Source organism: Priestia sp. LL-8 (assembly GCF_036227845.1).
Lineage (GTDB): Bacteria > Bacillota > Bacilli > Bacillales > Bacillaceae_H > Priestia > Priestia zanthoxyli.
This window is the reverse complement of sequence record NZ_JAZAQH010000001.1, coordinates 5,028,674-5,052,072: the sequence shown is the minus strand read 5'-3', so window position 1 is coordinate 5,052,072 and position 23,399 is coordinate 5,028,674. Positions and strand designations below refer to the sequence as shown.

The following is a 23,399-nucleotide window of genomic DNA, read 5'->3' as shown; positions in this document are numbered from 1 at the left end:
TTTTTGATGAGGCTTTTTTATCAAAGTTTTTCGTCAGAAAATTCAATGAACAATTAAACTGTCTGGACAAATGGGATGGAAATGAAAGTAGGTGACAACATGGGGAAAATTGTGGCAGTTGCGAATCAAAAAGGCGGAGTTGGAAAAACAACAACCGCTGTTAATTTAGGAGCTTGTTTAGCTGAACAAGGAAAAAAGGTTCTACTTGTAGACGGAGATCCCCAGGGTAACGCTACGAGTGGAGTTGGCATAGATAAAGCAGATGTAGATGAATGTATTTATAATGTAATCGTGGAAGATATGGAAGCTAAGAACGTTGTTCGTTCAACAGCCGTCGAAAATTTATCAATCATTCCCGCGACCATTCAATTAGCTGGTGCAGAAATTGAATTAGTGTCGACTATTTCACGTGAAGTTCGACTTAAGAGAGCTTTAGAAACGGTGAAAGATCACTTTGATTATGTTATTATTGATTGTCCCCCTTCTCTTGGTTTACTGACACTAAATGCGTTAACGGCAGCTGATTCTGTTTTAATACCTGTACAGTGTGAATATTATGCGCTTGAAGGGTTAAGTCAATTGCTAAATACCGTTAGATTAGTCCAAAAACATTTGAATAATCAACTGCGTATCGAAGGTGTATTGCTGACTATGCTTGACGCACGGACGAATTTAGGACTGCAGGTAACAGCAGAAGTGAAGAAGTACTTTCAAGATCGCGTTTATCAAACGATTATTCCTCGAAATGTTCGTTTGAGTGAAGCACCTAGTCATGGTGAACCAATTATCTTATATGATGCAAGATCTAGAGGGGCCGCAGTTTATACGGAACTTGCAAAGGAAGTGATTTATAATGGCGAAAGGATTAGGGAAAGGAATTAATGCCTTATTTTCAGGCTTAGATGCACAGGCTGATGATTCGATTCAGGAAGTTGCTATTCACGAACTCAGACCCAACCCCTATCAACCACGTAAAACGTTTAATAAAGAAGCAATTAATGAGTTAAAGCAATCCATTTTACATCATGGCATCTTACAGCCTATTGTAGCTCGCAAAAGCATTAAAGGCTATGAAATCTTAGCGGGTGAAAGACGATTTAGAGCTGCTAAAGAAGCCGACCTTGCTACTGTTCCTGTCATTATAAAAGACTTTTCAGAAAAGCAAATGATGGAACTAGCTTTGTTAGAGAATTTACAGCGTGAAGATTTGACGCCAATTGAAGAAGCAACCGCTTATCAATTGCTTATGGATAAGCTCGATATGACACAGGAGCAACTTGCTACACGACTGGGAAAAAGTCGACCTCATATTGCTAACTATGTTCGCCTCTTGCAACTGCCTGAGGAAATTCAAACCCTCATTTCTACTAATGAATTGTCTATGGGCCATGGGCGTACGCTAGTCGGTTTAAAAAATAAAGCGCTTCTACCTAAAGTCGTTGAAAAAATACGTAAGGAACAATTAAATGTCAGACAGCTAGAGGCTTATATTGCCCACTTAAATAAATCCGTTCCACGTGAAACATCAAAAACTAAAAAAGATAAAGACTTATTTATAAAACAAAGTGAAACACAGCTTCGTGAGCGTTTTGGTACCTCCGTTCACATTACACAAAGCAAGAAAAAAGGAAAAATTGAAATCGAATTTTTCTCTAAAGAAGATTTGAACCGTCTTCTTGAATTATTTAACGATCTTTCTCAGACTAACAAATCTTCTGTATAAAAAAGGTTGTCCTAGTTTTAGGACAACCTTTTTTATTGTTTATAATGTCTTACCGTTTGGTAACCTGAAGAATTATTAAACTCTTTCTCTCGTTCGTTGTGCGCAGTCTCAATACTTTTCGCAATTAAATCGGCAATGCACATAACGAGGTGAAGCCTCGTATTTTGCAAGACGAAAAACTCCATAAATCCGCTCACGTTGACAACCCCTGTTATATGAATATCCCCGACTGGCGGCAATTCTTTATTAACTCCTGCTCCTGGTTTCACCGGTCCTATTCCAAGTGATGCAGAGCCTACGCTTTTCATACGACCTAAACAAGCATCAATTCCAATAATAAAAGGATTAGGGAAGAGCTTTTGAATATGTTTTAACGTTTCTTTCAAATTAACAGCATGAACAGGCTCTTCTAACGTTCCAAAAATGTGAAAAGATGAAACTTTTTTTTCGTTCAGTTTCGTTCCGACTAATGGACCCAATGAGTCCCCAGTTGAACGGTCCGTTCCAATACATACAAAAACAATTGGTCTGTCTTTCTGTGCTGGAAGTAAAGATAGTAACTGTGTACTCAGCTTCTTTGTAGCAGATTCTTCATCATGAAATACGCGGGTTGAATGTTGTGTCTTCTCAAAGAAGGGAGATTTTAAATTCATAGGGTCCACTCCTTATACATAATAGTAACAGTATACGAAGATTTTGAAGATTCTATACATATATTTCATGGATTGGGGGAAAATCGATGTGGAGAGCAGGATGTAAATGGATATTCTTAATTATGGGAACCATGATAGGCGCTGGATATGCTTCAGGGAGAGAGCTATGGCAGTTTTTTGGCGAAGAAAGCGGACTTGCTATTTTTCTATTTTCTATTATTTTTGCGATTTCTTGCAATGTAATTATGCAAATCAGCTATCGCTACCGAACCAATCAATTTTACCCAGTACTAATTGAATTAATAGGAAAGAGATGGGCTGCAGCCTACGATGTTTTAATCGTTTTTTATTTGTTCACGACGACGGTGATTATGATCGCGGGCGGCGGGGCGACATTGGAAATGTGGCATGTTCCTTACTGGTGGGGAATTGGCGCTCTTAGTGCGTTGATCGTTTTTGTTTTTTCAAGAGGATTAAACGGGCTTCTTTCTATTAATTCTTTCGTTATGCCAATCTTAATGATTGGACTAGCTGGGGTACTTCTTACATTTATTTTACGTCATCCTGGAGCAAATGATTGGCATCTTCAGCATAATTGGCCTGCTGCTTTTACCTTTACGGCTTTAAATATTCTTCCTCTTGTCGCAGTATTATCTACAATTGGAAAGGAAATTAAAAGCAAAAAAGAGATTTATATTGCAAGCGTTGGCAGTGGTTTTTTATTAGGAGGGCTCTCCTTTATTTATAATGAATCGCTTATTCAAGTTTCAGGCCTTCTTTCTTCTTATGAAATTCCATTATTCGCTATTCTTAAAGATTTTCCTTATATAATGCTGTTTTTAATGAGCATTGTTTTGCTCATTGCAATTTATACAACAGCCGTATCGGGAATCTTAGGACTGACCGCGCGTTTTCATACTGAAAAGGTACAATCTCTTTGGAAACTGGCAGCCTGCTGGCTACTTTTAATGATTCCCTTTACAAAGTTAGGTTTTTCTACTTTGATTGCCGTTTTGTATCCAATGTATGGAATCGTCAATTTATTTTTAGTAACAGCCGTTCTATTGTATCCATTTCGAAATCGCTACAAAAGTTCGTAGAAACTTGCTACAATAGATTAAAACTTTCTCGTATGTAGATTATGTTACGATAGGAGCTACATGTAGTATGAATTCGCTGAAGTCAGTTTTTAAGAACGTGTTTGAGCCATTTTTTCAAGAAGAAACGTGGGCACATATTGGAGAGGGATTTATAAAAATTCTGTTGATTCTACTTATTTCCATGTTTTTAATTCGGATTGGAAAGAAAGCGTTAAATAAATTTGTAGAGGTTCGCACAAATAGCCCTCTGCGTATTTCTGAGCGACGAGAAGCTACGATGGTCCGTTTGCTCCAAAATATTTTTTCTTATGCTATTTATTTCGTTGCGGGAGTTATGATTTTAGAAACATTATCGGTAGATGTCCGTGGATTGCTAGCGGGGGCTGGAATTGTAGGGCTCGCGGTAGGGTTTGGTGCTCAAAACTTAGTGAAAGACATCATCACGGGATTTTTTATTATCTTTGAAGATCAGTTCTCCGTTGGCGATTATGTTCGAGTAGGAACATTTGAGGGAACTGTGGAAGAAATTGGTTTGCGAACCACAAAAATTAAGAGTTGGACAGGCGAAATTAATATTTTGCCCAATGGCAGTATTGTGGAGGTCACTAATTTTTCGTTACATAACAGCGTAGCTTTCGTTGATGTAAGCATTTCTTATGAAGAAAACATACAAAAAGCAGAACAAGTAATTTTAGATTTGTTAGAAGAATTGCCAAGTCGCTATGAAGATATGGTTAAAACGCCTGAATTGCTGGGTGTTCAAAATATCCATGCAACTGAAGTCACGATGAGGATTACCAGCGAAGTAAAACCAATGAGGCATTTCCACATTTCCCGTATGATTCGTAAAGAAGTGCGTACAAGGTTAAATGAACATGGCATTGAAGTTCCATTTCCTCGTATGGTTATGTATAATCGTACAGAAGAAGCACAGCATTCGTCGACGTTGAAAGGGAAATAAGGAGGAGAGAGCTGATGACGGAAAAAGAATTTGGTTTAAATGACGTTGTGGAAATGAAAAAACCTCATCCTTGCGGTACAAATGAATGGAAAATCATTCGAATGGGAATGGATATCCGCATTAAATGTGAAGGCTGCGGCCACAGCGTAATGATTCCAAGACGTGATTTTGCACGTAAAATGAAAAAAATTCTTGTAAAGCATGAGGAATAACCTCATGCATTTTCTATGTTTATGCCTTATACTGTAAGGTGGGACAAAATGAAGTATCTTAACATGATGCGACTAAAGGTTCTTTATTAAACTTGTATTTCAAAAGTTGACTCACTATAATTGTGACAGGTTAACTTGTTTCGGATATATAAAGAGGAGTGAATAAATATATGGCTTTAACAGCTGGAATTGTTGGTCTTCCGAACGTTGGAAAATCAACATTATTTAATGCAATTACACAAGCGGGCGCAGAATCTGCGAACTATCCTTTCTGTACGATTGATCCTAACGTGGGTATTGTAGAAGTACCTGATCATCGTCTTCAAAAACTTACAGAGCTTGTAAAACCTAAAAAAACAATTCCAACAGCATTTGAATTCACAGATATCGCTGGAATCGTAAAAGGTGCTAGTAAAGGTGAAGGTCTTGGAAACAAATTCTTATCTCATATTCGAGAAGTAGATGCAATTTGTCACGTTGTACGTTGTTTTGAAGATGAAAACATCACGCACGTTTCAGGAAAAGTAGACCCTATTTCAGATATTGAAACAATTAATTTAGAATTAATTTTAGCGGATTTAGAAACGGTAGAGAAGCGTATCGGCCGTGTTCAAAAAATGGCTAAACAAAAAGATAAAGAAGCAATGTATGAATACGAAGTTCTAGAGAAACTAAAGAATGCATTTGAAAGTGATCAGCCAGCTCGTGCTGTATCATTTACAGAAGAACAAATGAAGTTAGTAAAACAATTTCACTTGCTAACGATCAAACCTATTCTTTATGTAGCAAACGTTTCTGAAGACGAGGTAGCCGATGCATCTGCTAACGAATATGTAGCAAAGGTGCGTGAGTATGCGGCAAGTGAAGGCGCAGAAGTAATTGTTGTTTGCGCACGCATTGAATCTGAAATTGCTGAACTTGAAGGAGAAGAAAAAGCAATGTTCCTTGAAGAACTAGGCATTGAACAGTCAGGTTTAGATCAGCTTGTACGTGCAGCTTACGATTTACTTGGATTAGCTACGTACTTTACAGCTGGTGAGCAAGAAGTACGCGCATGGACGTTCACACAAGGCATGAAAGCTCCTGAGTGTGCAGGTATTATTCATACAGATTTTGAACGTGGATTTATTCGTGCGGAAACAGTATCATACGAGGACTTATTAGCTGCCAAAACAATGGGAGCAGCTCGTGAAGCTGGAAAAGTACGTTTAGAAGGAAAAGAATACATCGTAAAAGACGGAGACGTTATGCATTTCCGCTTTAACGTATAAGATTAAAAGCCGAAAGAAGATATCTTCTTTCGGCTTTTGTCGTTGGCGAAAATATTAGCATATATTTACGAAACAGCCCGCAATGCGTATTGCTTTGCCTATGGTAGTGTGCTATAATTTTAATTCGTGAGTAATATTTTATTGCTCCTTGCCCGTTTCGGGCCGTTAGACCAAAAGGAGGTGACAGTGATGAGAAAGTATGAAGTAATGTACATCATCCGTCCAAGCATTGATGACGAAGCAAAGAAAGCATTAGTTGAGCGCTTCAACGGCGTATTAACTGATAATGGTGCTGAAATCGCAAATGTTAAAGAATGGGGTAAACGTCGTTTAGCATACGAAATCAATGATTTCCGTGACGGTTACTACATGATTCTTGACGTGGCGGCTACTTCAGAAGCAGTTTCTGAATTTGATCGTCTTGCGAAAATCAACGAAGACATTATCCGTCATATCGTTGTTAAACAAGAAGCATAATTAAACGTTTAAATAAATTGGGTTTTATTTCCTTAAGGAGTGGTTCTGATGATGAATCGCGTAATTCTCGTAGGACGCTTAACCAAAGATCCTGAATTACGTTATACCCCGAGTGGAGCAGCGGTTGCAACATTCACTTTAGCGGTAAACCGCACATTTACAAATCAGCAAGGTGAACGTGAAGCTGACTTCATCAACTGTGTTGTATGGCGTCGTCAGGCTGAAAATGCAGCCAATTTCCTTAAAAAAGGAAGTTTAGCTGGTGTTGATGGTCGACTACAATCTCGCAGTTACGAAGGACAAGACGGTCGTCGTGTATACGTAACGGAAGTTGTAGCGGAAAGTGTGCAATTTTTAGAGCCGAAAAGTGGCGGTGGGGATACGCAACGCAGTAACTTTGCTAACACTGGAGGATCTGGACAAGGCTCTCCATTTGGAGATAATCAGAACCGTAACTCAGGTAATCAAGGTTATACTCGCGTTGATGATGATCCATTTGCAAATAATGGCGAGACAATTGACATTTCTGATGACGATTTACCGTTTTAATTCGCAGTAGATTATCCGGAGTATAAAATTTTATAGAAACTTTTAAGCGGAAGGAGGCGTATCAAAATGGCAGGTGGACGTAAAGGTGGACGCAACAGACGTCGTAAAGTTTGTTTCTTCACAGCAAACGGCATCACTCACATCGATTACAAAGATGTAGATATGCTTAAAAAATTCGTTTCAGAGCGTGGTAAAATTTTACCTCGTCGTGTAACTGGAACAAGCGCTAAATACCAACGTAAATTAACGATCGCTATCAAACGCGCTCGTCAAATGGCATTATTACCATATGTTTCTGGTGAATAATGAACGGTATAAAAAGAGGCAGTAAGGGAATCCTTACTGCCTCTTTTTACATTACATAGGTGCTCTTTTGCCAAATAGTTGCTTCTTATGAATTGAATCGATAAAATAAATAATAGTCTATATCAACGAGGTGAAGTTGTGAAAGGAATTCGATATATTACAGAAGGAGCAGCTCTGTTAGCGCTGTTTGTGGCGCTTTTGCTTTTTTCACTATACATACCTGTTGTAGGAGCCATTTTTCAACTAGCGCTAGCTGTTCCGTTTATTGTGTATACCGTTCGTCATGGGTGGAAAAAGGCAATATTATTTTTGGTAGTAGGGTTGTTATTGACTTTGTTATTTGGAAATGTATTGACTCTTCCTTTTACATTTGTATTTGGTATTGGTGGATTAGCAATAGGAATGCTTTACCGACAAAAACAAAAAAGGTATACCATTTTACTAGGCGGCACGGTTGCATTTAGTTTAGGTTTACTTTTATTGTTCGTAGGAGCAAATGTCATTTTTAATGTTAATTTAATGGAGCAAATAAATAATGCTTTAGATCAATCGATTAATCAAAGTATTGAAATGATGAAAAGTTTAGGACAAGACGTTAAGGAATCTCAAATTGACCAAATGAGAGATGCATTTGATATGTTTAAAAATCTGTTGCCTCTATTAATTGTTATGGGTGGAGTTATTCTGGCCTTTTTCTCTCAGCTTATTGCTACGCCTATTCTTAAAAGAACAGGTTATGAGGTGCAAGCATTCCCGCCTTTTCGTGAATTTAAACTTCCTAAAAGTATTCTATGGTATTATTTGATTGCATTAATCTTATCCTTCCCATCTTTTAATATTGAACAAGGTACATTTATGTACGTAGCTATTATCAACATCGTGATGGGACTGCAAATGCTAGTAGTGTTACAAGGGATCTCTTTTATTTTCTATTTCTCACATCAAAAAGGGTATGCGAAAGCAATTCCAATTGTTGTAACAATTTTAGCATTAATTATTCCAATTATCCTTCAAATTGTGCGCATCTTAGGTATAATTGATTTAGGATTTAATTTAAGAAAACAATTAGACACAAAAAAGTAGATATTGTGGAACTTAAAAAAGTAGGAGCTGAAATGGATGCCTGTCTTTACAAAAAAGAATGTCATTCGCTATCCATTTTACTCATTGTATAGTATAGCCCTGATTTTAGTAGGTATCGTGACCTATCATAATTGGATCATAGGAATGATAGGCTTTATATTACTATTAGCCTGTCTTTTTCTATACATGAGAATGGAGCGAATGCTGTCCGATGAGTTTGAAACCTATATTTCAATGCTGTCTCATCGGCTGAAAAAAGTAGGCGAAGAGGCATTAATGGAAATGCCGATTGGGATTATGTTGTTTAATGATGAATATCAAATTGAATGGACCAATCCTTTTCTAGCATCTTGTCTCGGTGAAGATACACTAGTGGGAAGATCATTATACGATGTAGCAGAGAGTATTATTCCACTGATCAAACAAGAAGTGGAAACAGAAGTTGTCACGTTGCATGATCGGAAATTCAAAGTGGTTATTAAACGAGACGAGCGCTTACTGTACTTCTTTGATATTACAGAGCAAATAGAAATCGAAAAGTTGTATGAAGAAGAACGAACAAGTTTAGGCATTATCTTTTTAGATAATTATGATGAACTAACACAAGGAATGGATGATCAAGTTAAAAGTAACTTGAATAGCCAAGTAACTTCTATGTTAAATAGTTGGGCTCAAGAATACGGTATTTTTATTAAACGTACGTCTTCTGAGAAATTTATTGCGATTATGAATGAACAGATCTTAATTCATTTAGAGCGAAGTAAATTTTCTATCTTAGACCAAGTTCGAGAAGAGACGTCTAAACAAAATATACCGCTTACATTGAGTATCGGTATTGGGGCTGGTGCGGCTGATTTACCCGAACTGGGTGCTTTGGCTCAATCTAGCTTGGATTTGGCCTTGGGTCGTGGTGGAGATCAAGTAGCGATTAAACAGCCGAATGGAAAAGTGAAATTCTTTGGGGGTAAGACAAACCCAATGGAAAAACGGACGCGCGTGCGTGCAAGAGTTATTTCTCACGCGTTAAAAGAGCTCATTACAGAGAGTGGAAAAGTGATTATCATGGGTCATAAGTATCCGGATATGGATGCTGTAGGAGCTGCTATTGGGATCTTAAAAGTAGCGCAAGTAAATCAGAAAGATGGTTTTATCGTATTAGATCCTGATCATATTGATACAGGTGTTCAGCGAATGCTAGAAGAGATTAAAAAGAAAGAAGGCCTGTGGGAAAGATTTATTACGCCTGAAGAAGCCTTAAATCTTGTGAGTGATGATACTCTTTTAGTAGTAGTAGATACGCATAAGCCGTCGCTCGTTATTGAAGAAAGATTATTAAATCGTATTGAAAATGTCGTGGTCATTGATCACCATAGACGAGGAGAAGACTTTATCGAAGATCCTCTTCTTGTCTATATGGAGCCATATGCTTCCTCGACAGCAGAACTCGTTACTGAGCTTCTTGAATACCAGCCAAAACGATTTAAAATTGATATGCTAGAAGCAACAGCACTTTTAGCCGGTATTATTGTCGATACAAAAAGCTTTACATTACGCACGGGATCTCGTACGTTTGATGCAGCGTCCTTTTTACGTTCTCAAGGCGCAGATACGGTTCTTGTTCAAAAGTTTTTAAAAGAAGATATCACACAATATGTACAGCGAGCACGCTTTATTGAACATGCAGAGATTTATACAGCAGGTATTGCCATTTCACGCGCTGAACCGAACAAAATGTATGATCAAGTGTTAATCGCGCAAGCTGCAGATACGCTGCTTTCAATCAGCGGAGTGGTTGCTTCGTTTGTTATTTCTAAGCGACGGGATAATCTAATTGGCATTAGTGCTAGATCGCTTGGAGATATCAATGTACAAGTTATTATGGAAAGTCTCCAAGGCGGAGGCCACTTAACGAATGCTGCTACTCAGCTTCAAGACATTAGTTTGGATGAAGCTGAAGAAAGGCTTAAACAAGCAATTGACGAGTACTTAGATGGAGGTAAAAAATCATGAAAGTAATTTTCTTAAAAGATGTAAAAGGAAAAGGCAAAAAAGGTGAAGTGAAAAATGTTTCAGACGGTTATGCACATAACTTCTTATTAAAAAATGGTTATGCTGTTGAAGCTACAGGCGGTAATGTGAAGGTATTAGAAGCACAAAAAAATAGAGAGCAAAAAGATGCAGCTGCAGAACTTCAAGCAAACAAAGAGTTAAAAGCAACTCTTGAAGAACTAACAGTTGAATTAAAAGCAAAATCTGGTGAAGGCGGCCGTTTATTCGGTTCTATCACAAGCAAACAAATTGCTGAGGAATTAAAGAAAAAGCATAACATCAAAGTAGATAAGCGTAAAATTGAATTAAATGATGCCATTCGCGCATTAGGCTATACAAATGTACCGGTTAAATTACATCCGGAAGTAACGGCTACTGTAAAGGTACATGTGACTGAACAAAAATAAACGTACGATTGAAAAATAGGTAAATAATATAAAGGGTTGGCGCGGACTTGTATTTGTTCGCGCCAACATTTATGATGAAAGAAAATACGAAAGAATATAAGAGGGGCATAGAAATATGAGTGATCTTTTTGCTGATCGTCTTCCGCCTCAGAATATTGAAGCAGAGCAAGCGCTATTAGGGGCCATTTTCTTAGAGCCTTCTTCTTTAACCTTAGCATCTGAACTGCTAATACCTGAAGATTTTTACCGGGCATCGCACCAGAAAATCTTTACATGTATGCTGAAACTTTCTGACCAAGGTGAACCGGTTGATTTGGTAACGGTAACGTCTGAATTAGCTGACCAAAAAATCCTAGAAGAAGTTGGCGGCGTATCGTATTTAAGTGATTTAGCTAACTCTGTTCCAACGGCTGCAAACGTAGAATATTACGGTAAAATCGTAGAAGAAAAGTCGATTTTGCGCCGTCTAATTCGTACTGCAACGCATATTGCTTCAGAAGGATATGCAAGGGAAGACGAAGTGGAAGTTTTATTAAATGAAGCGGAAAAAAACATTTTAGAAGTAGCACAGCGTAAAAACAGCGGTGTGTTTCAAAATATCAAAGATGTACTTGTACAAACGTACGATGATATCGAAGTTCTTCACAATCGAAAAGGTGACATTACAGGCATCCCAACTGGGTTTAGTGATTTAGATAGAATGACAGCAGGGTTCCAGCGAAATGATTTAATCATTGTAGCAGCCCGTCCATCGGTAGGTAAAACGGCTTTTGCCTTAAATATTGCGCAAAACGTTGCAACAAAAACGGATGAGAACGTAGCCATCTTCAGTTTAGAGATGGGTGCTCAGCAGCTTGTTATGAGGATGCTGTGTGCCGAAGGAAATATTGATGCACAAAGGCTGCGTACAGGCTCGCTTACAGCTGATGACTGGGGAAAGCTTACTATGGCAATGGGGTCTTTGTCCAATGCAGGGATTTATATTGATGATACACCCGGTATTCGAGTAGGTGAAATTCGTTCTAAGTGTCGTCGCTTGAAACAAGAAGGCGGACTTGGGATGATTTTAATTGACTACTTACAGCTTATTCAAGGTAATGGACGAAGCGGAGAAAACCGACAGCAGGAAGTATCTGAAATTTCTCGTGCTTTAAAAGCTTTAGCCCGTGAATTAGAAGTCCCTGTTATCGCCTTATCACAGCTTTCCCGTGGTGTAGAGCAGAGACAAGATAAGCGACCGATGATGTCTGATATCCGTGAATCCGGAAGTATTGAGCAGGATGCCGATATCGTAGCTTTCTTATATCGTGAAGACTATTATGAAAAAGACACAGAAAATCAAAATATTATCGAGATTATTATAGCCAAGCAGCGTAACGGTCCAGTTGGAACCGTACAGCTTGCCTTTGTAAAAGAATACAATAAATTCGTTAATCTCGAGCGGCGCTTTGATGATGCAGGAGTGCCGCCTGGTGCATAAAACCTCTCATATTGAGAGGTTTTATTTTATTGTTATCGCATTCGTTCCGCAAAATACGATATATTTATAATAACTTTTGTTAAATCGTTCGGATTTAATTGACTTTAGCGTGATAAATTGATACACTTATCCATGGTTAAATTATGTCGTAGTGAGCTGTTGCTTACTAAGCGGAGGTGCTTAAGATATGTCTTCAGTCGTTGTAGTAGGAACACAATGGGGAGATGAAGGAAAAGGGAAGATTACAGACTTCCTATCAGAAAATGCAGAAGTGATTGCACGTTACCAAGGTGGGAACAATGCAGGTCACACAATTAAGTTTAATGGTGAAACTTATAAGTTACATTTAATTCCTTCAGGTATTTTTTATAATGACAAAACGTGTGTAATTGGAAACGGTATGGTTGTTGATCCAAAAGCACTTGTTCAAGAATTAAAATACTTACATGATCGCGGTGTAACAACAGAAAACTTACGTATTAGTAACCGAGCTCATGTGATTCTTCCATATCATTTAAAATTAGATGAAGTTGAAGAAGAACGTAAAGGTGAAAATAAGATTGGTACAACGAAAAAAGGTATTGGACCAGCTTATATGGATAAAGCAGCACGTGTTGGTATTCGAATTGCCGATTTACTAGACCGTGAAGTATTTGAAGCAAAATTAACACAAAACTTAGCTGAAAAGAATCGCCTTCTTGAAAAAATGTATGAAGTAGAAGGCTTTACATTAGAAGAAATTTTAGATGAGTACTATGAGTATGGTCAACAAGTTGCAAAATATGTTGTTGATACATCAGTAGTATTAAATGATGCGTTAGACGAAGGACGTCGTGTACTATTTGAAGGCGCACAAGGTGTTATGTTAGATATCGACCAAGGAACATATCCATTTGTTACATCTTCAAACCCAGTAGCGGGTGGAGTAACTATTGGTTCTGGTGTAGGTCCATCTAAAATCAAGCACGTTGTAGGTGTATCAAAAGCGTATACAACTCGTGTTGGTGACGGTCCTTTCCCAACTGAATTAACAAACGAAATCGGTGATCAAATCCGTGAAGTAGGACGTGAATATGGTACAACAACTGGTCGTCCTCGCCGTGTAGGTTGGTTCGACAGTGTAGTTGTACGTCATGCTCGCCGCGTTAGCGGAATCACAGATTTATCTTTAAACTCAATTGATGTATTAACGGGAATTGAGACATTAAAGATTTGTGTAGCTTACCGTTATAAAGGGGAAGTTATGGAAGAATTCCCTGCTAGCTTAAAAACACTTGCAGAATGCGAACCTGTATATGAAGAGCTTCCAGGTTGGACAGAAGATATTACGGGTGTGAAAACATTAGATGAGTTACCTGATAACGCTCGCCACTACTTAGAGCGCGTGTCTCAATTAACAGGGATTCCTTTATCTATTTTCTCTGTAGGTCCAGATCGTACACAAACAAATGTATTACGTGGTGTATATAGCTAAATAAAAAAGGTTAGCTCTTCTTGAGCTAACCTTTTTTATTTATAATTGGTGCTTTGTTAACAAGATTTTTAAAAAAAGCTCAATAATAAAAAGAAAGTTTTAAAAAAACTATTGCATTCATATGAAATATCATGTTATTATAATAAGCGTCGCTAAGAGATATAACATGAGCCATTAGCTCAGTTGGTAGAGCATCTGACTTTTAATCAGAGGGTCGAAGGTTCGAGTCCTTCATGGCTCACTTTTGTTACAACGTGGCCCGTTGGTCAAGCGGTTAAGACACCGCCCTTTCACGGCGGTAACACGGGTTCGAATCCCGTACGGGTCATTTTTAATATTTTTAATACATAGCATATAGACTGAGGTCCCGTGGTGTAGCGGTTAACATGCCTGCCTGTCACGCAGGAGATCGCGGGTTCGATTCCCGTCGGGACCGCCATTTTGGCTCGGTAGCTCAGTTGGTAGAGCAAAGGACTGAAAATCCTTGTGTCGGCGGTTCGATTCCGTCCCGAGCCATCAAAAAGCATGACTTTATTTAAAGTCATGCTTTTTTCTTTTATTTACATTTAAAAGAAAACGTTATTTGCTTTGTATCTCTTTTGTGGTAATATATTACTTTTGCATTTAGAGATGGTTGAAAATCATATATCTTCATGTATAGTAGAGGATGAACTTGTGACGTTTCAAGGGTTATCAAGTATAATAAAACTACGGTATTCAAACAGTATGAATACTATCTTTTATATTTTGCTTCAACTAATAAAGGAGAACGATGATCATGGATAAACGTATTTTAGTCGTAGATGACGAAAAGCCGATTGCAGATATTTTAAAGTTTAATTTGCAAAAAGAAGGTTACGAAGTATTTTGTGCTTATGATGGCGTAGAAGCACTTGAAAAAGTGGAAGAAGTACAGCCTGAAATGATTTTATTAGATATTATGCTTCCTCAGAAAGATGGAATGGAAGTTTGCCGAGAAGTGCGCAAAAAATATGATATGCCAATTATCATGTTAACAGCAAAAGACTCTGAAATTGACAAAGTGTTAGGTCTAGAATTAGGTGCAGATGATTATGTAACTAAGCCGTTCAGTACGCGTGAATTATTAGCACGTGTAAAAGCTAATTTACGTAGGCATCAGCAAGTAGCTGTTCCAACAGAAGAAAGCGAAACGAATGAAATTACAATTGGAGCACTTGTTATTCACCCAGATGCTTATATCGTGTCTAAGCGCGGAGAAACGATTGAACTGACTCATCGTGAATTTGAGCTGCTGCATTATTTAGCGAAGCACATTGGACAAGTCATGACGCGTGAACACTTGCTTCAAACTGTATGGGGTTATGACTATTTTGGTGATGTGCGTACGGTAGATGTAACAGTTCGAAGATTACGTGAAAAAATTGAAGATAATCCAAGCCATCCAATGTGGATTGTAACAAGACGTGGAGTAGGCTATTATTTACGCAGCCCAGAGCAGGAGTAATTTTAGATGAAGAAAGTAAGGCTCCTGCAATCTATTCATTTAAAGTTTGTATTGATTTATGTGCTGCTCATTTTAATTGCGATGCAAATTATTGGGGTCTATTTTGCACGACAATTAGAAAAAGAATTAGTTAACAACTTTCGAACGTCTCTTCAAGAGCGGACAGACTTGCTGACGTATAACATTGGACAAGAAATGGTGAAAAATCGTGATGATGATTCACCCACTCTTGAGGAAGACTTAAAGACTATTTTACGAGATTTTGCTTCAAGACCCAATTTAGCTTCAAATGATATGAATGACATCTCTGAAGTAAGAGTCATTGACCAAAATAGAAGAATCATTGCTACATCGAACTCAAATCCTCAACAGATCATAGGTAAAAAGACTAATGATTTAGCGATTACGAATGCGTTGTTAGCAGGAACGAACTCTGATAATGTATTTGTTGATCAAAGCGGACAGCGAATCAGAGTTATGATACAGCCTATTCGTTTACAGGATAAAGTAGGTGCCAGTCAATCAAATTCAACTAATAAAAATGGAAAAGTTCAGTCTAGCGAAGAAATCTTAGGTGCTATTTACTTAACAGCTTCCATGGAGCCTGTTTACGATCAAATGAGTAATATCAATCAGATCTTTAAAGCAGGTACGGTGATCGCTCTTTTTATTACAGCTATTTTAGGCGTGTTTTTAGCTCAGACGATTACTCGTCCAATGTCTGAAATGAGAAAACAAGCACTTGAGATGGCCAAAGGGAATTTTACGAGAAAAGCTAAGGTATACGGATATGATGAAATTGGTCAGCTAGCTCTCACATTCAACAACTTAACAAGAAAGCTTCAGGAAGCACAGGCAACGACAGAAGGGGAGCGCCGTAAGCTTAGTTCGGTATTAGCTCATATGACGGACGGCGTTATTGCGACGGATCGAAAAGGAAGAGTAATTTTAATTAATGATCCAGCCGCAGCTATGCTAAATGTTTCACGTGAAACGGTTTTGTCTGACCCAGTTGTTTCCCTATTAGATCTTGAAGAAACGCATACGTTTGAAAGCTTGCTCGCTAATCAAGAGTCATTAATTTTGGACTTTAGTACAAAATCGGATCCTTTTATTTTAAGAGCTACCATTTCCGCTATTCAAAAAGAGACCGGTTTTATTAACGGGATTATCATTGTCCTGCATGATATTACAGAGCAGGAGAAAATTGATCAAGATCGTCGAGAATTTGTAGCGAATGTTTCACATGAATTGCGTACGCCGTTAACAACGATGCGCAGTTATTTAGATGCGCTTGCAGACGGAGCATGGCAGGATAAGGACTTAGCTCCAACATTTTTAAATGTAACGCAAACGGAAACAGAACGAATGATTCGTCTCGTTAACGACTTGCTTCAATTATCTAAGCTAGATAGCCAAGACTACCGATTTAGTCGTGATCCAATCAATTTTGTGAAGTTCTATCACTACATCATTGATCGCTTTGAAATGACAATTGAACAAGGTATTTCGTTCGTGCGCGACTTGCCAAATGAAGCAATCTATGTCGCTATCGATCAAGATAAAATTACACAAGTATTAGATAACATTATTTCCAATGCAATAAAATATTCACCTGAAGGCGGAACCATTACATTTTCAATTGCTCAGCATACGCATGAAATTGTTGTGAGCATTAAAGACCAAGGTATGGGGATTCCAAAATCAAATTTAGCTAAAATTTTCGAACGCTTCTATCGTGTAGATAAAGCACGAACGCGTAAATTAGGTGGAACAGGATTAGGGCTTGCTATTGCCAAGGAAATTATTGAAGCACATGATGGACGTATTTGGGCAGATAGTCAGGAAGGAAAAGGAACAACGATTTACTTTACTCTTCCGATTGAAAGTGAGAATGATGACGAATGGGAATGAGATATGAACATATCAAAACGGCCATCTTAGTTGTTCTCGTCGCTTCCAGTTTAATTATGACGTATCACATATGGACGTATCAGCCTTCTTATAAGGTCATTTCAAAAAATCAACACCTGCAGGAAGTTGAAGTGAGTTCAAAAAGTAAAATAGAAGATCATATTCTTCCAACAGAAGTTCTCTATCATCGAAACGATAATCACTACATGTCTCACGACGAAGATGATGTAAACAAATGGGTAAATGAAATGAAAAAGTGGAAATTTTCGAATGTGACGGACGTTTCGGATGCTATTTCTCCCGATGGATTTCTAAATTATGTTCATGGAAGTAATTCTATTGAAGTGCTGTATCCAGACGCGCTACCGTTAAAAACATTTCAACAGCTTTTTTCATTTTCTCAAACGTCTTTGCCTAATCAAACATTTGACCGTGTACTCATTAAAATTAAGCGTACACCTTCCTTTTTCGTGAGCGTGTATCTTGTGAATTATGAGCAAAAAAAGATTTATTCGGTTACAGTCAAGAATTTGGCCAAAGATGATATCAAAGAATTAGAAGATAAAATGAAACGTACCTATGCCCCGAGCTTTGTATATAAAGAAAACAAAAATCGGTATATCTTCCTTCCAGAAAACAATATCACGATGAATAGTGAAGTTTACTATACGAGCATGAGGCATTTAGATATTGAAAAATATAAAGAAGCGCTTTTTAACAACCCAGACTATGCAAGGAAAGAAACGTCTACAAACCGAGATGTCTACACCGAAGGTACAAAAGTGATTAATGTTAATACGAAGACAGATGTGATGGAATATGTGAATCTTGTAAATTCTACGACCGAGGTAATGGAAGATTATAATTTAATAAATCGCAGCTTTAGCTTCGTTAATGACCACGGCGGCTGGACGGAATCTAATTACAGGTTCAACAGCTGGAATCGTATTACAAAAGAAATTAGCTATCGTTATTATAAAGATAATTATCCCGTGTACAGCAATCAGGGAATGACTGAAATATATCAGAGATGGGGAAATGCGGAGATTTTAAATTACCGTCGTCCTCTTTATCGTTTTGTAAGAGTACAGGATTCCAGTGTAGAAAAGCTGCAGTCATCTCAAAAGGTGATTCAATTAATTGAAAAACACCAAAACTTTGACCCGAATCTGTTAAAAGATATTTCAATAGGCTATCAGCTAGAAGAAGTCTCACAGCAGCCAAAAACCGGTGAAAAGACGGTTGAGTTTAATTCTAACTCTGTCAAACTCGTTCCTTCTTGGTTCTATTATTATAATAGCAAGTGGTATCGAATTGCACCGCCGACCGAAGGAGGCGATAACGATGGATTGGAATAGAACAAAAACCATCTTTATTTTCACTTTCTTGATTCTGAATATTTACTTAGGCTATCAGATTTTTAAAACTCATCAAGAAGATCAGTACTCTCTATTTGTGGAGTCGAGCGTTGAAGAACAATTAACGAGTGAAGGCATTGAATATAAACATCTACCTGTAGATGTGAAGGAAGCTTCGTCGTTAAATGCTAAAAGCAAACTGTTTAAAGATGAAGATTTAAAAAAGCTTAAAGAACAAAAAGCAGCGCTGCTTGAGGAAAAAACAATTCGAAGCGTACTAGACAAACCTTTTTCAGTATCTGAAAAAAGTCCCGAAGCAAAGCTAAGTCAATTTCTAAAACGGTATGTTATCTCAGGTAAGGATTATGAGCTATGGAATGTTAACAAAGAGAAAAAAACAGTTACATTCTTTCAAAAATATAAGAAGCATAAAATCTTTGATAATGAAAATGGAATGATCGTTGCTCACTTAAATGACAAAGGTGAAATTATTTCGTATGAACAAACGATGCTAGGTTCTGTAAAAACATTAGATGATGAGCAGGATGTTTTAACGCCTTTAAAAGCATTGGAAAATTTGTTTTTGAAGGGTGAATTGAAAAAGAAAGATTCTGTAACAAAAGTAGAGTTTGGGTACTATACGTTTGATCTGCCGCTACTAAATTCTCAAGTTTTAGCACCAACTTGGCACGTCATTGTAAATGGAGATACGAGTTATTTTGTAAACGCCTTTGAAGGGCAAATCATTAAAAAAGGAAATAAATAAGTATTTGGAGTGAGATAAATGAGCCTGCATTTCAGCGTGCTAGCGAGTGGGAGCACAGGAAATGCGATTTTAGTAAGTGATGGAGAACATTCCTTACTAGTTGATGCAGGGCTGAGCGGAAAGCAAATGGAAGCTCTCTTTCAACAAGTAAATCGCAATATCCCGGATTTATCAGGAATTTTAGTGACTCACGAACATAGCGACCATATTAAAGGACTAGGTGTTCTGGCACGTAAATATAAGCTCCCCATTTTCGCAAATGAAAAAACGTGGAACGCAATGGATGGTTTGATCGGCAACATTGATACGGAACAGAAGTTTCACTTTGAAATTGGCCAAACGAAATCGTTTGGTCAATTGGAAGTGGAGTCTTTTGGTGTTTCGCATGATGCTGCAGAGCCTATGTTTTATGTCTTTCATCAAGGGTCTAAAAAATTAACCCTTATTACAGATACTGGCTATGTAAGTGACCGCATGAAAGGTACGATTAAAAATAGCGATATGTATGTATTTGAAAGCAACCATGATGTTGAAATGCTCAGAATGGGACGCTACCCTTGGAGTATTAAAAGACGAATTCTAAGCGACGTAGGACATGTGTCTAATGAAGATGCGGCTCTTGCAATGGCAGATGTGATTGGAGATCAAACCAAACGCATTTACTTAGCGCATTTGAGTCAAGACAATAACATGAAGGAAATTGCCCGCATGTCTGTTGCGCAAGTGTTACAACAAAAAGACATCAATGTAGAGGACAATATTCTTCTATGTGATACTGATCCAAAAAGACCAACTGATATTGTTTATGTATAGTCTCTAGAAAGGAAGCGAAAAATAACTTCATTTAGTACGTGAATGCAGACATTCACGATGATAAATGAAGGGTTCGGTGATAGTGTGGAACATTATGATGAAGGCCAAGAGCCGAATAGTCGGCCGCCTAAACGCCGCAGAGGATATTTCGCTTCTGCTCTGATTGGAGCTATTATAGGTGCACTTATTGTACTGCTTCTTATGCCAGCCTTGGTGAGGAACGGCATTTTGCCAGATGGATGGATGACGGATGAAAATAGAGATGAACAAACAGGGTCTACCATTCAAAAGTCAGTATCTCTTGACGTCACTACGGCCGTCACAAAAGCTGTTTCTGAAGCCAATGCAGCAGTTGTAGGAGTTGTAAACATTCAGAACTCTGAAAGCTTTTGGAATGATGAACGAACTGATGCCGGGACGGGCTCAGGTGTTATTTACAAAAAGCAAGGTAACAAAGCTTATATTGTGACAAACTATCATGTCATTAAAGGCGCTAACGAAATTGAAGTGAGCTTCAGTAACGGTACAAGGGTATCGGCTAAAATTCTTGGCAGCGATGATTTAATGGACTTAGCAGTTCTTGAAATTGACGCAGGCCACGTGACAAAAGTGGCTACCTTCGGAAATTCTGATAAGCTTAAAGCTGGTGAACCAGTAATTGCTATCGGAAACCCGCTAGGCCTTCAATTTTCTGGCTCCGTTACACAAGGAGTTGTCTCAGGGGTTAACCGTGTCATTCCTCAAGATTTGAATGGCGATGGAAATCCTGATTGGCAATCAGAAGTTATTCAAACAGATGCCGCCATTAACCCTGGTAATAGCGGGGGTGCTCTTGTTAATATTGATGGTGAATTAATCGGTATTAATTCTATGAAAATTGCCCAAGAAGCAGTAGAAGGCATTGGTCTTGCGATTCCAATCAATATGGCTAGACCCATCATTAATGACTTAGAACGATATGGTGAAGTCAGACGTCCGTATCTTGGAGTTAGTACACTATCATTAAGTGAGGTATCAGGGTATCATTTAAAAGAAACCCTTAAGTTACCGCATGATGTAGTAAACGGAGTCGCTGTTCTAAAAGTCGAGCCAGGTTCGCCAGCCGCTAAAGCCGGATTAAAGGAATATGATGTGATTGTTGAGTTAGATCACAGCAAAGTAAGGGACATTGCGACACTTCGCAAACACCTCTACATTGAAAAAGAAATTGGCGATAAAATGAACGTAACGTTCTATCGTGATGGCAAAAAGAAATCCACAGAAGTAAAATTAACGCGTCAAATGAAGTGAAAGAAAAGTTATCCACAGGGGATAAACTCCTGTGGTTTTTTAATGAAAAGAATAGAGAAAGGAAGATAAATACATGAAGATATATTGCTGTGTAGAACATACAGAACTAGCGCTGGATGTAATGGTAGATGAGATTGAGCTAGCGCCGGTTTTTGAAAAAATAGAAAATTCTACTGACAAAAAAAGCTGTGAATATTGTGACAATGAAGCTGTATATGTAGTAGGGAACTAATATTCTTATACAAAATGTGGATATAACATGTGGATATGTGGATAATATCTGTGGATAAGGGATAAAGGAGAGGAGAATAGCCTGTGAATATCTCTATTATAACCATTGGGAAGTTAAAAGAAAAATACTTAAAACAAGGCATTGAAGAATATTTAAAGCGTTTATCAAGCTATGCAAAAGTAGAAATTATTGAGCTTGCAGATGAAAAAGCACCCGAAAACTTAAGTGAATCTGAAATGGAACAGGTGAAACAAAAAGAAGGAGAGCGCATCTTAGCGAAAATCTCAGACGATACTCACGTAATCGCATTAGCTATTAACGGAAAACAAAAATCTTCCGAGGAACTCGCAAAAGAAATTGATTCATTAGCTACCTATGGAAAAAGCAAAATAGCGTTTGTCATTGGCGGGTCGCTTGGTTTAAGCAGCGAAGTAATGAAACGCTCAAACGCAGCCCTTTCTTTTTCAAAGATGACGTTTCCTCATCAGCTTATGCGCCTAGTATTAGTAGAACAGATTTACCGAGCTTTTCGTATCATTCGAAATGAACCTTATCATAAATAGAACGTGTGGATATTTTTTTATTAAAAGCTGAGGCAGAAGGAAATGTAAAACCTTCTGCCTCAGTTTTTATCATATGTGGATAAATAGCACACGTCTATAAAAAAGAACAAGAGGTTCTTCTCTCCGATAAAATGTTAGAAAAAATGAGTTTAAGCAAACGAGATCTTATTTAAGAAACAGAAAAACCTTCGTCTTCTTTCACTCCAGCTCTGTCTTTAAACTCATCAAGCAACGCACGCACTTCGTCAGTTGTTTCCGTGCTCATGAGTAGATTTCTTAATTCACTTGCACCGCGGAATCCGCGAACGTAAATTTTGAAAAAGCGTCGAAGCGGTTTGAAAGGGCGCGGCTCTAATTCTTCAGAATACTTATCATGAAGATCTAGCTGCAGGCGAAGAAGTTCTAATAGCTCTTCGCTTGTGTGCTCTTTCTTTTCTTTTTCAAACGCAAACGGATTATGGAAAATTCCGCGTCCAATCATGATTCCATCAACGCCGTACTTCTCCGCAAGTTCAAGACCCTTCTGACGGTCAGGAATATCACCGTTAATTGTTAGTAGCGTATGAGGCGCGATTTCGTCACGAAGCTTCTTAATCTCCGGAATTAACTCCCAGTGCGCGTCAACATCGCTCATTTCTTTTTTCGTACGAAGGTGAATAGAAAGGTTCACGATATCCTGTTCTAGAATGTGCTTCAGCCAGTCGTACCACTCATCAACTTGCGTATAGCCAAGACGAGTCTTTACGCTTACTGGAAGCCCTCCAGCTTTGGCTGCCTGGATAATCTCAGCCGCAGTATCTGGACGGCGAATCAGACCAGAACCTTTTCCGTTTCCTGCAACGTTCTGCACAGGACAACCCATATTAATATCAATGCCGCGAAAGCCCATTTCGGCCATGCCGATACTCATTTGACGGAAGTATTCAGGCTTGTCTCCCCAAATGTGCGCAACGATTGGCTGTTCATCATCTGTAAACGTCAAACGTCCTTTTACGCTATCTTTTCCTTTCGGATGGCAGTAGCTTTCCGTATTCGTAAACTCTGTAAAAAATACGTCAGGTCGTGCTGCTTCAGTCACAACATGGCGAAAAACGACATCCGTCACAGCTTCCATCGGTGCCAAAATAAAAAACGGACGCGGCAACTCATGCCAAAAATTATCTTTCATCTTATATCTAAACCCTTTCTTTTAGGGAAAACATCTTCCCAAAATTAAAAAGTGTAATTTCTTT

24 protein-coding genes and 4 tRNA genes are annotated in these 23,399 nt (G+C 38.2%); 26 read left to right on the top strand and 2 right to left on the bottom strand.

Translation table 11 applies throughout. From position 1 onward, the window contains the following. The first annotated feature begins 99 nt into the window (after positions 1–99). Together U9R83_RS26360 and U9R83_RS26355 are read left to right on the top strand one after the other, a co-directional pair. Complete coding sequence (locus U9R83_RS26360; RefSeq protein WP_028409764.1) at positions 100–882, top strand: ParA family protein; 783 nt, start codon at positions 100–102, stop codon at positions 880–882. After that, positions 854–1,723 carry a ParB/RepB/Spo0J family partition protein gene (locus tag U9R83_RS26355; protein WP_014457674.1) on the top strand — a complete coding sequence of 290 codons (870 nt, stop codon included), beginning with the start codon at positions 854–856 and terminating at the stop codon, positions 1,721–1,723. The genes U9R83_RS26360 and U9R83_RS26355 overlap by 29 nt, the downstream gene beginning before the upstream one ends. A 32-nt stretch (positions 1,724–1,755) precedes the next feature. On the opposite strand, the gene yyaC is transcribed toward U9R83_RS26355, so the two are convergent. Beyond that, positions 1,756–2,376 (bottom strand): spore protease YyaC, encoded by a 621-nt coding sequence (gene yyaC / locus U9R83_RS26350; protein ID WP_042991799.1) that lies wholly within the window; start codon positions 2,374–2,376, stop codon positions 1,756–1,758. An 86-nt stretch (positions 2,377–2,462) separates the two neighbouring features. Here yyaC and U9R83_RS26345 point away from each other — a divergent pair, with 86 nt between their 5' ends. The 24 genes from U9R83_RS26345 (at position 2,463) to rlmH (ending at position 22,167) form a co-directional block, all read left to right on the top strand. Next, positions 2,463–3,476, top strand: a complete 1,014-nt coding sequence (locus tag U9R83_RS26345) for a YkvI family membrane protein (RefSeq protein WP_014457676.1) — start codon at positions 2,463–2,465, stop codon at positions 3,474–3,476. Between the two features lie 67 nt (positions 3,477–3,543). Beyond that, positions 3,544–4,437 carry a mechanosensitive ion channel family protein gene (locus tag U9R83_RS26340; protein WP_014457677.1) on the top strand — a complete coding sequence of 298 codons (894 nt, stop codon included), beginning with the start codon at positions 3,544–3,546 and terminating at the stop codon, positions 4,435–4,437. Between the two features lie 14 nt (positions 4,438–4,451). Then, entirely contained in the window at positions 4,452–4,649 is a 198-nt protein-coding gene (locus U9R83_RS26335; protein WP_013059917.1) for a DUF951 domain-containing protein, read from the top strand. 170 nt (positions 4,650–4,819) lie between these two features. After that, positions 4,820–5,920, top strand: a complete 1,101-nt coding sequence (gene ychF, locus U9R83_RS26330; protein ID WP_014457678.1) for a redox-regulated ATPase YchF — start codon at positions 4,820–4,822, stop codon at positions 5,918–5,920. Positions 5,921–6,109: 189 nt separating this feature from the next. Beyond that, positions 6,110–6,397 carry a 30S ribosomal protein S6 gene (rpsF, locus tag U9R83_RS26325; protein WP_013059915.1) on the top strand — a complete coding sequence of 96 codons (288 nt, stop codon included), beginning with the start codon at positions 6,110–6,112 and terminating at the stop codon, positions 6,395–6,397. A gap of 48 nt (positions 6,398–6,445) precedes the next feature. Next, on the top strand, positions 6,446–6,946 hold the full coding sequence (gene ssb / locus U9R83_RS26320) for a single-stranded DNA-binding protein (protein WP_013059914.1): 501 nt from the start codon (positions 6,446–6,448) through the stop codon (positions 6,944–6,946). 66 nt (positions 6,947–7,012) lie between these two features. Beyond that, complete coding sequence (gene rpsR, locus U9R83_RS26315) at positions 7,013–7,252, top strand: 30S ribosomal protein S18 (RefSeq protein ID WP_013059913.1); 240 nt, start codon at positions 7,013–7,015, stop codon at positions 7,250–7,252. Between the two features lie 138 nt (positions 7,253–7,390). Next, positions 7,391–8,335, top strand: coding sequence for a YybS family protein (locus U9R83_RS26310; protein WP_115655112.1), 945 nt, complete (start codon positions 7,391–7,393; stop codon positions 8,333–8,335). A 36-nt stretch (positions 8,336–8,371) separates the two neighbouring features. Further along, complete coding sequence (locus U9R83_RS26305) at positions 8,372–10,345, top strand: DHH family phosphoesterase (protein ID WP_025752414.1); 1,974 nt, start codon at positions 8,372–8,374, stop codon at positions 10,343–10,345. Next, complete coding sequence (gene rplI, locus U9R83_RS26300; protein WP_013085555.1) at positions 10,342–10,791, top strand: 50S ribosomal protein L9; 450 nt, start codon at positions 10,342–10,344, stop codon at positions 10,789–10,791. Before U9R83_RS26305 ends, rplI begins: the two co-directional genes overlap by 4 nt. Before the next feature lie 115 nt (positions 10,792–10,906). Next, the gene (dnaB, locus tag U9R83_RS26295) at positions 10,907–12,271 is read left to right on the top strand and encodes a replicative DNA helicase (RefSeq protein ID WP_013059909.1); all 1,365 of its coding nucleotides are present in this window, start codon (positions 10,907–10,909) and stop codon (positions 12,269–12,271) included. A gap of 187 nt (positions 12,272–12,458) precedes the next feature. After that, positions 12,459–13,745 carry an adenylosuccinate synthase gene (locus U9R83_RS26290; RefSeq protein ID WP_013085553.1) on the top strand — a complete coding sequence of 429 codons (1,287 nt, stop codon included), beginning with the start codon at positions 12,459–12,461 and terminating at the stop codon, positions 13,743–13,745. A gap of 168 nt (positions 13,746–13,913) precedes the next feature. Beyond that, positions 13,914–13,986: transfer RNA gene (locus U9R83_RS26285), tRNA-Lys, on the top strand. A 15-nt stretch (positions 13,987–14,001) separates the two neighbouring features. Next, positions 14,002–14,073 (top strand) — tRNA-Glu (locus U9R83_RS26280). Between the two features lie 35 nt (positions 14,074–14,108). After that, positions 14,109–14,184 (top strand) — tRNA-Asp (locus tag U9R83_RS26275). Between the two features lie 4 nt (positions 14,185–14,188). Next, a tRNA-Phe gene (locus tag U9R83_RS26270) sits at positions 14,189–14,261 on the top strand. A 262-nt stretch (positions 14,262–14,523) separates the two neighbouring features. Beyond that, positions 14,524–15,231: a response regulator YycF gene (gene yycF / locus U9R83_RS26265; protein WP_013085552.1), complete on the top strand. Its 708-nt coding sequence runs from the start codon at positions 14,524–14,526 to the stop codon at positions 15,229–15,231. A 6-nt stretch (positions 15,232–15,237) separates the two neighbouring features. After that, the gene (walK, locus tag U9R83_RS26260) at positions 15,238–17,145 is read left to right on the top strand and encodes a cell wall metabolism sensor histidine kinase WalK (protein WP_014457685.1); all 1,908 of its coding nucleotides are present in this window, start codon (positions 15,238–15,240) and stop codon (positions 17,143–17,145) included. After that, the gene (locus U9R83_RS26255) at positions 17,136–18,503 is read left to right on the top strand and encodes a YycH family regulatory protein (RefSeq protein ID WP_028409756.1); all 1,368 of its coding nucleotides are present in this window, start codon (positions 17,136–17,138) and stop codon (positions 18,501–18,503) included. Before walK ends, U9R83_RS26255 begins: the two co-directional genes overlap by 10 nt. Then, a complete protein-coding gene (locus U9R83_RS26250; RefSeq protein WP_226556380.1) occupies positions 18,490–19,269 on the top strand; it encodes a two-component system regulatory protein YycI in 780 nt (259 codons plus the stop codon). The genes U9R83_RS26255 and U9R83_RS26250 overlap by 14 nt, the downstream gene beginning before the upstream one ends. 18 nt (positions 19,270–19,287) lie before the next feature. After that, a complete protein-coding gene (locus U9R83_RS26245) occupies positions 19,288–20,082 on the top strand; it encodes an MBL fold metallo-hydrolase (RefSeq protein ID WP_014457688.1) in 795 nt (264 codons plus the stop codon). 57 nt (positions 20,083–20,139) lie between these two features. Continuing rightward, positions 20,140–21,372 carry a S1C family serine protease gene (locus U9R83_RS26240; RefSeq protein WP_013059902.1) on the top strand — a complete coding sequence of 411 codons (1,233 nt, stop codon included), beginning with the start codon at positions 20,140–20,142 and terminating at the stop codon, positions 21,370–21,372. A gap of 73 nt (positions 21,373–21,445) precedes the next feature. Beyond that, complete coding sequence (locus U9R83_RS26235) at positions 21,446–21,604, top strand: CxxH/CxxC protein (protein ID WP_014457689.1); 159 nt, start codon at positions 21,446–21,448, stop codon at positions 21,602–21,604. 83 nt (positions 21,605–21,687) lie between these two features. After that, complete coding sequence (rlmH, locus tag U9R83_RS26230; protein ID WP_014457690.1) at positions 21,688–22,167, top strand: 23S rRNA (pseudouridine(1915)-N(3))-methyltransferase RlmH; 480 nt, start codon at positions 21,688–21,690, stop codon at positions 22,165–22,167. A 169-nt stretch (positions 22,168–22,336) separates the two neighbouring features. Here rlmH and U9R83_RS26225 read toward each other — a convergent pair whose 3' ends face one another. Beyond that, positions 22,337–23,335, bottom strand: a complete 999-nt coding sequence (locus U9R83_RS26225; protein WP_014457691.1) for a tRNA dihydrouridine synthase — start codon at positions 23,333–23,335, stop codon at positions 22,337–22,339. Positions 23,336–23,399: the final 64 nt, after the last annotated feature.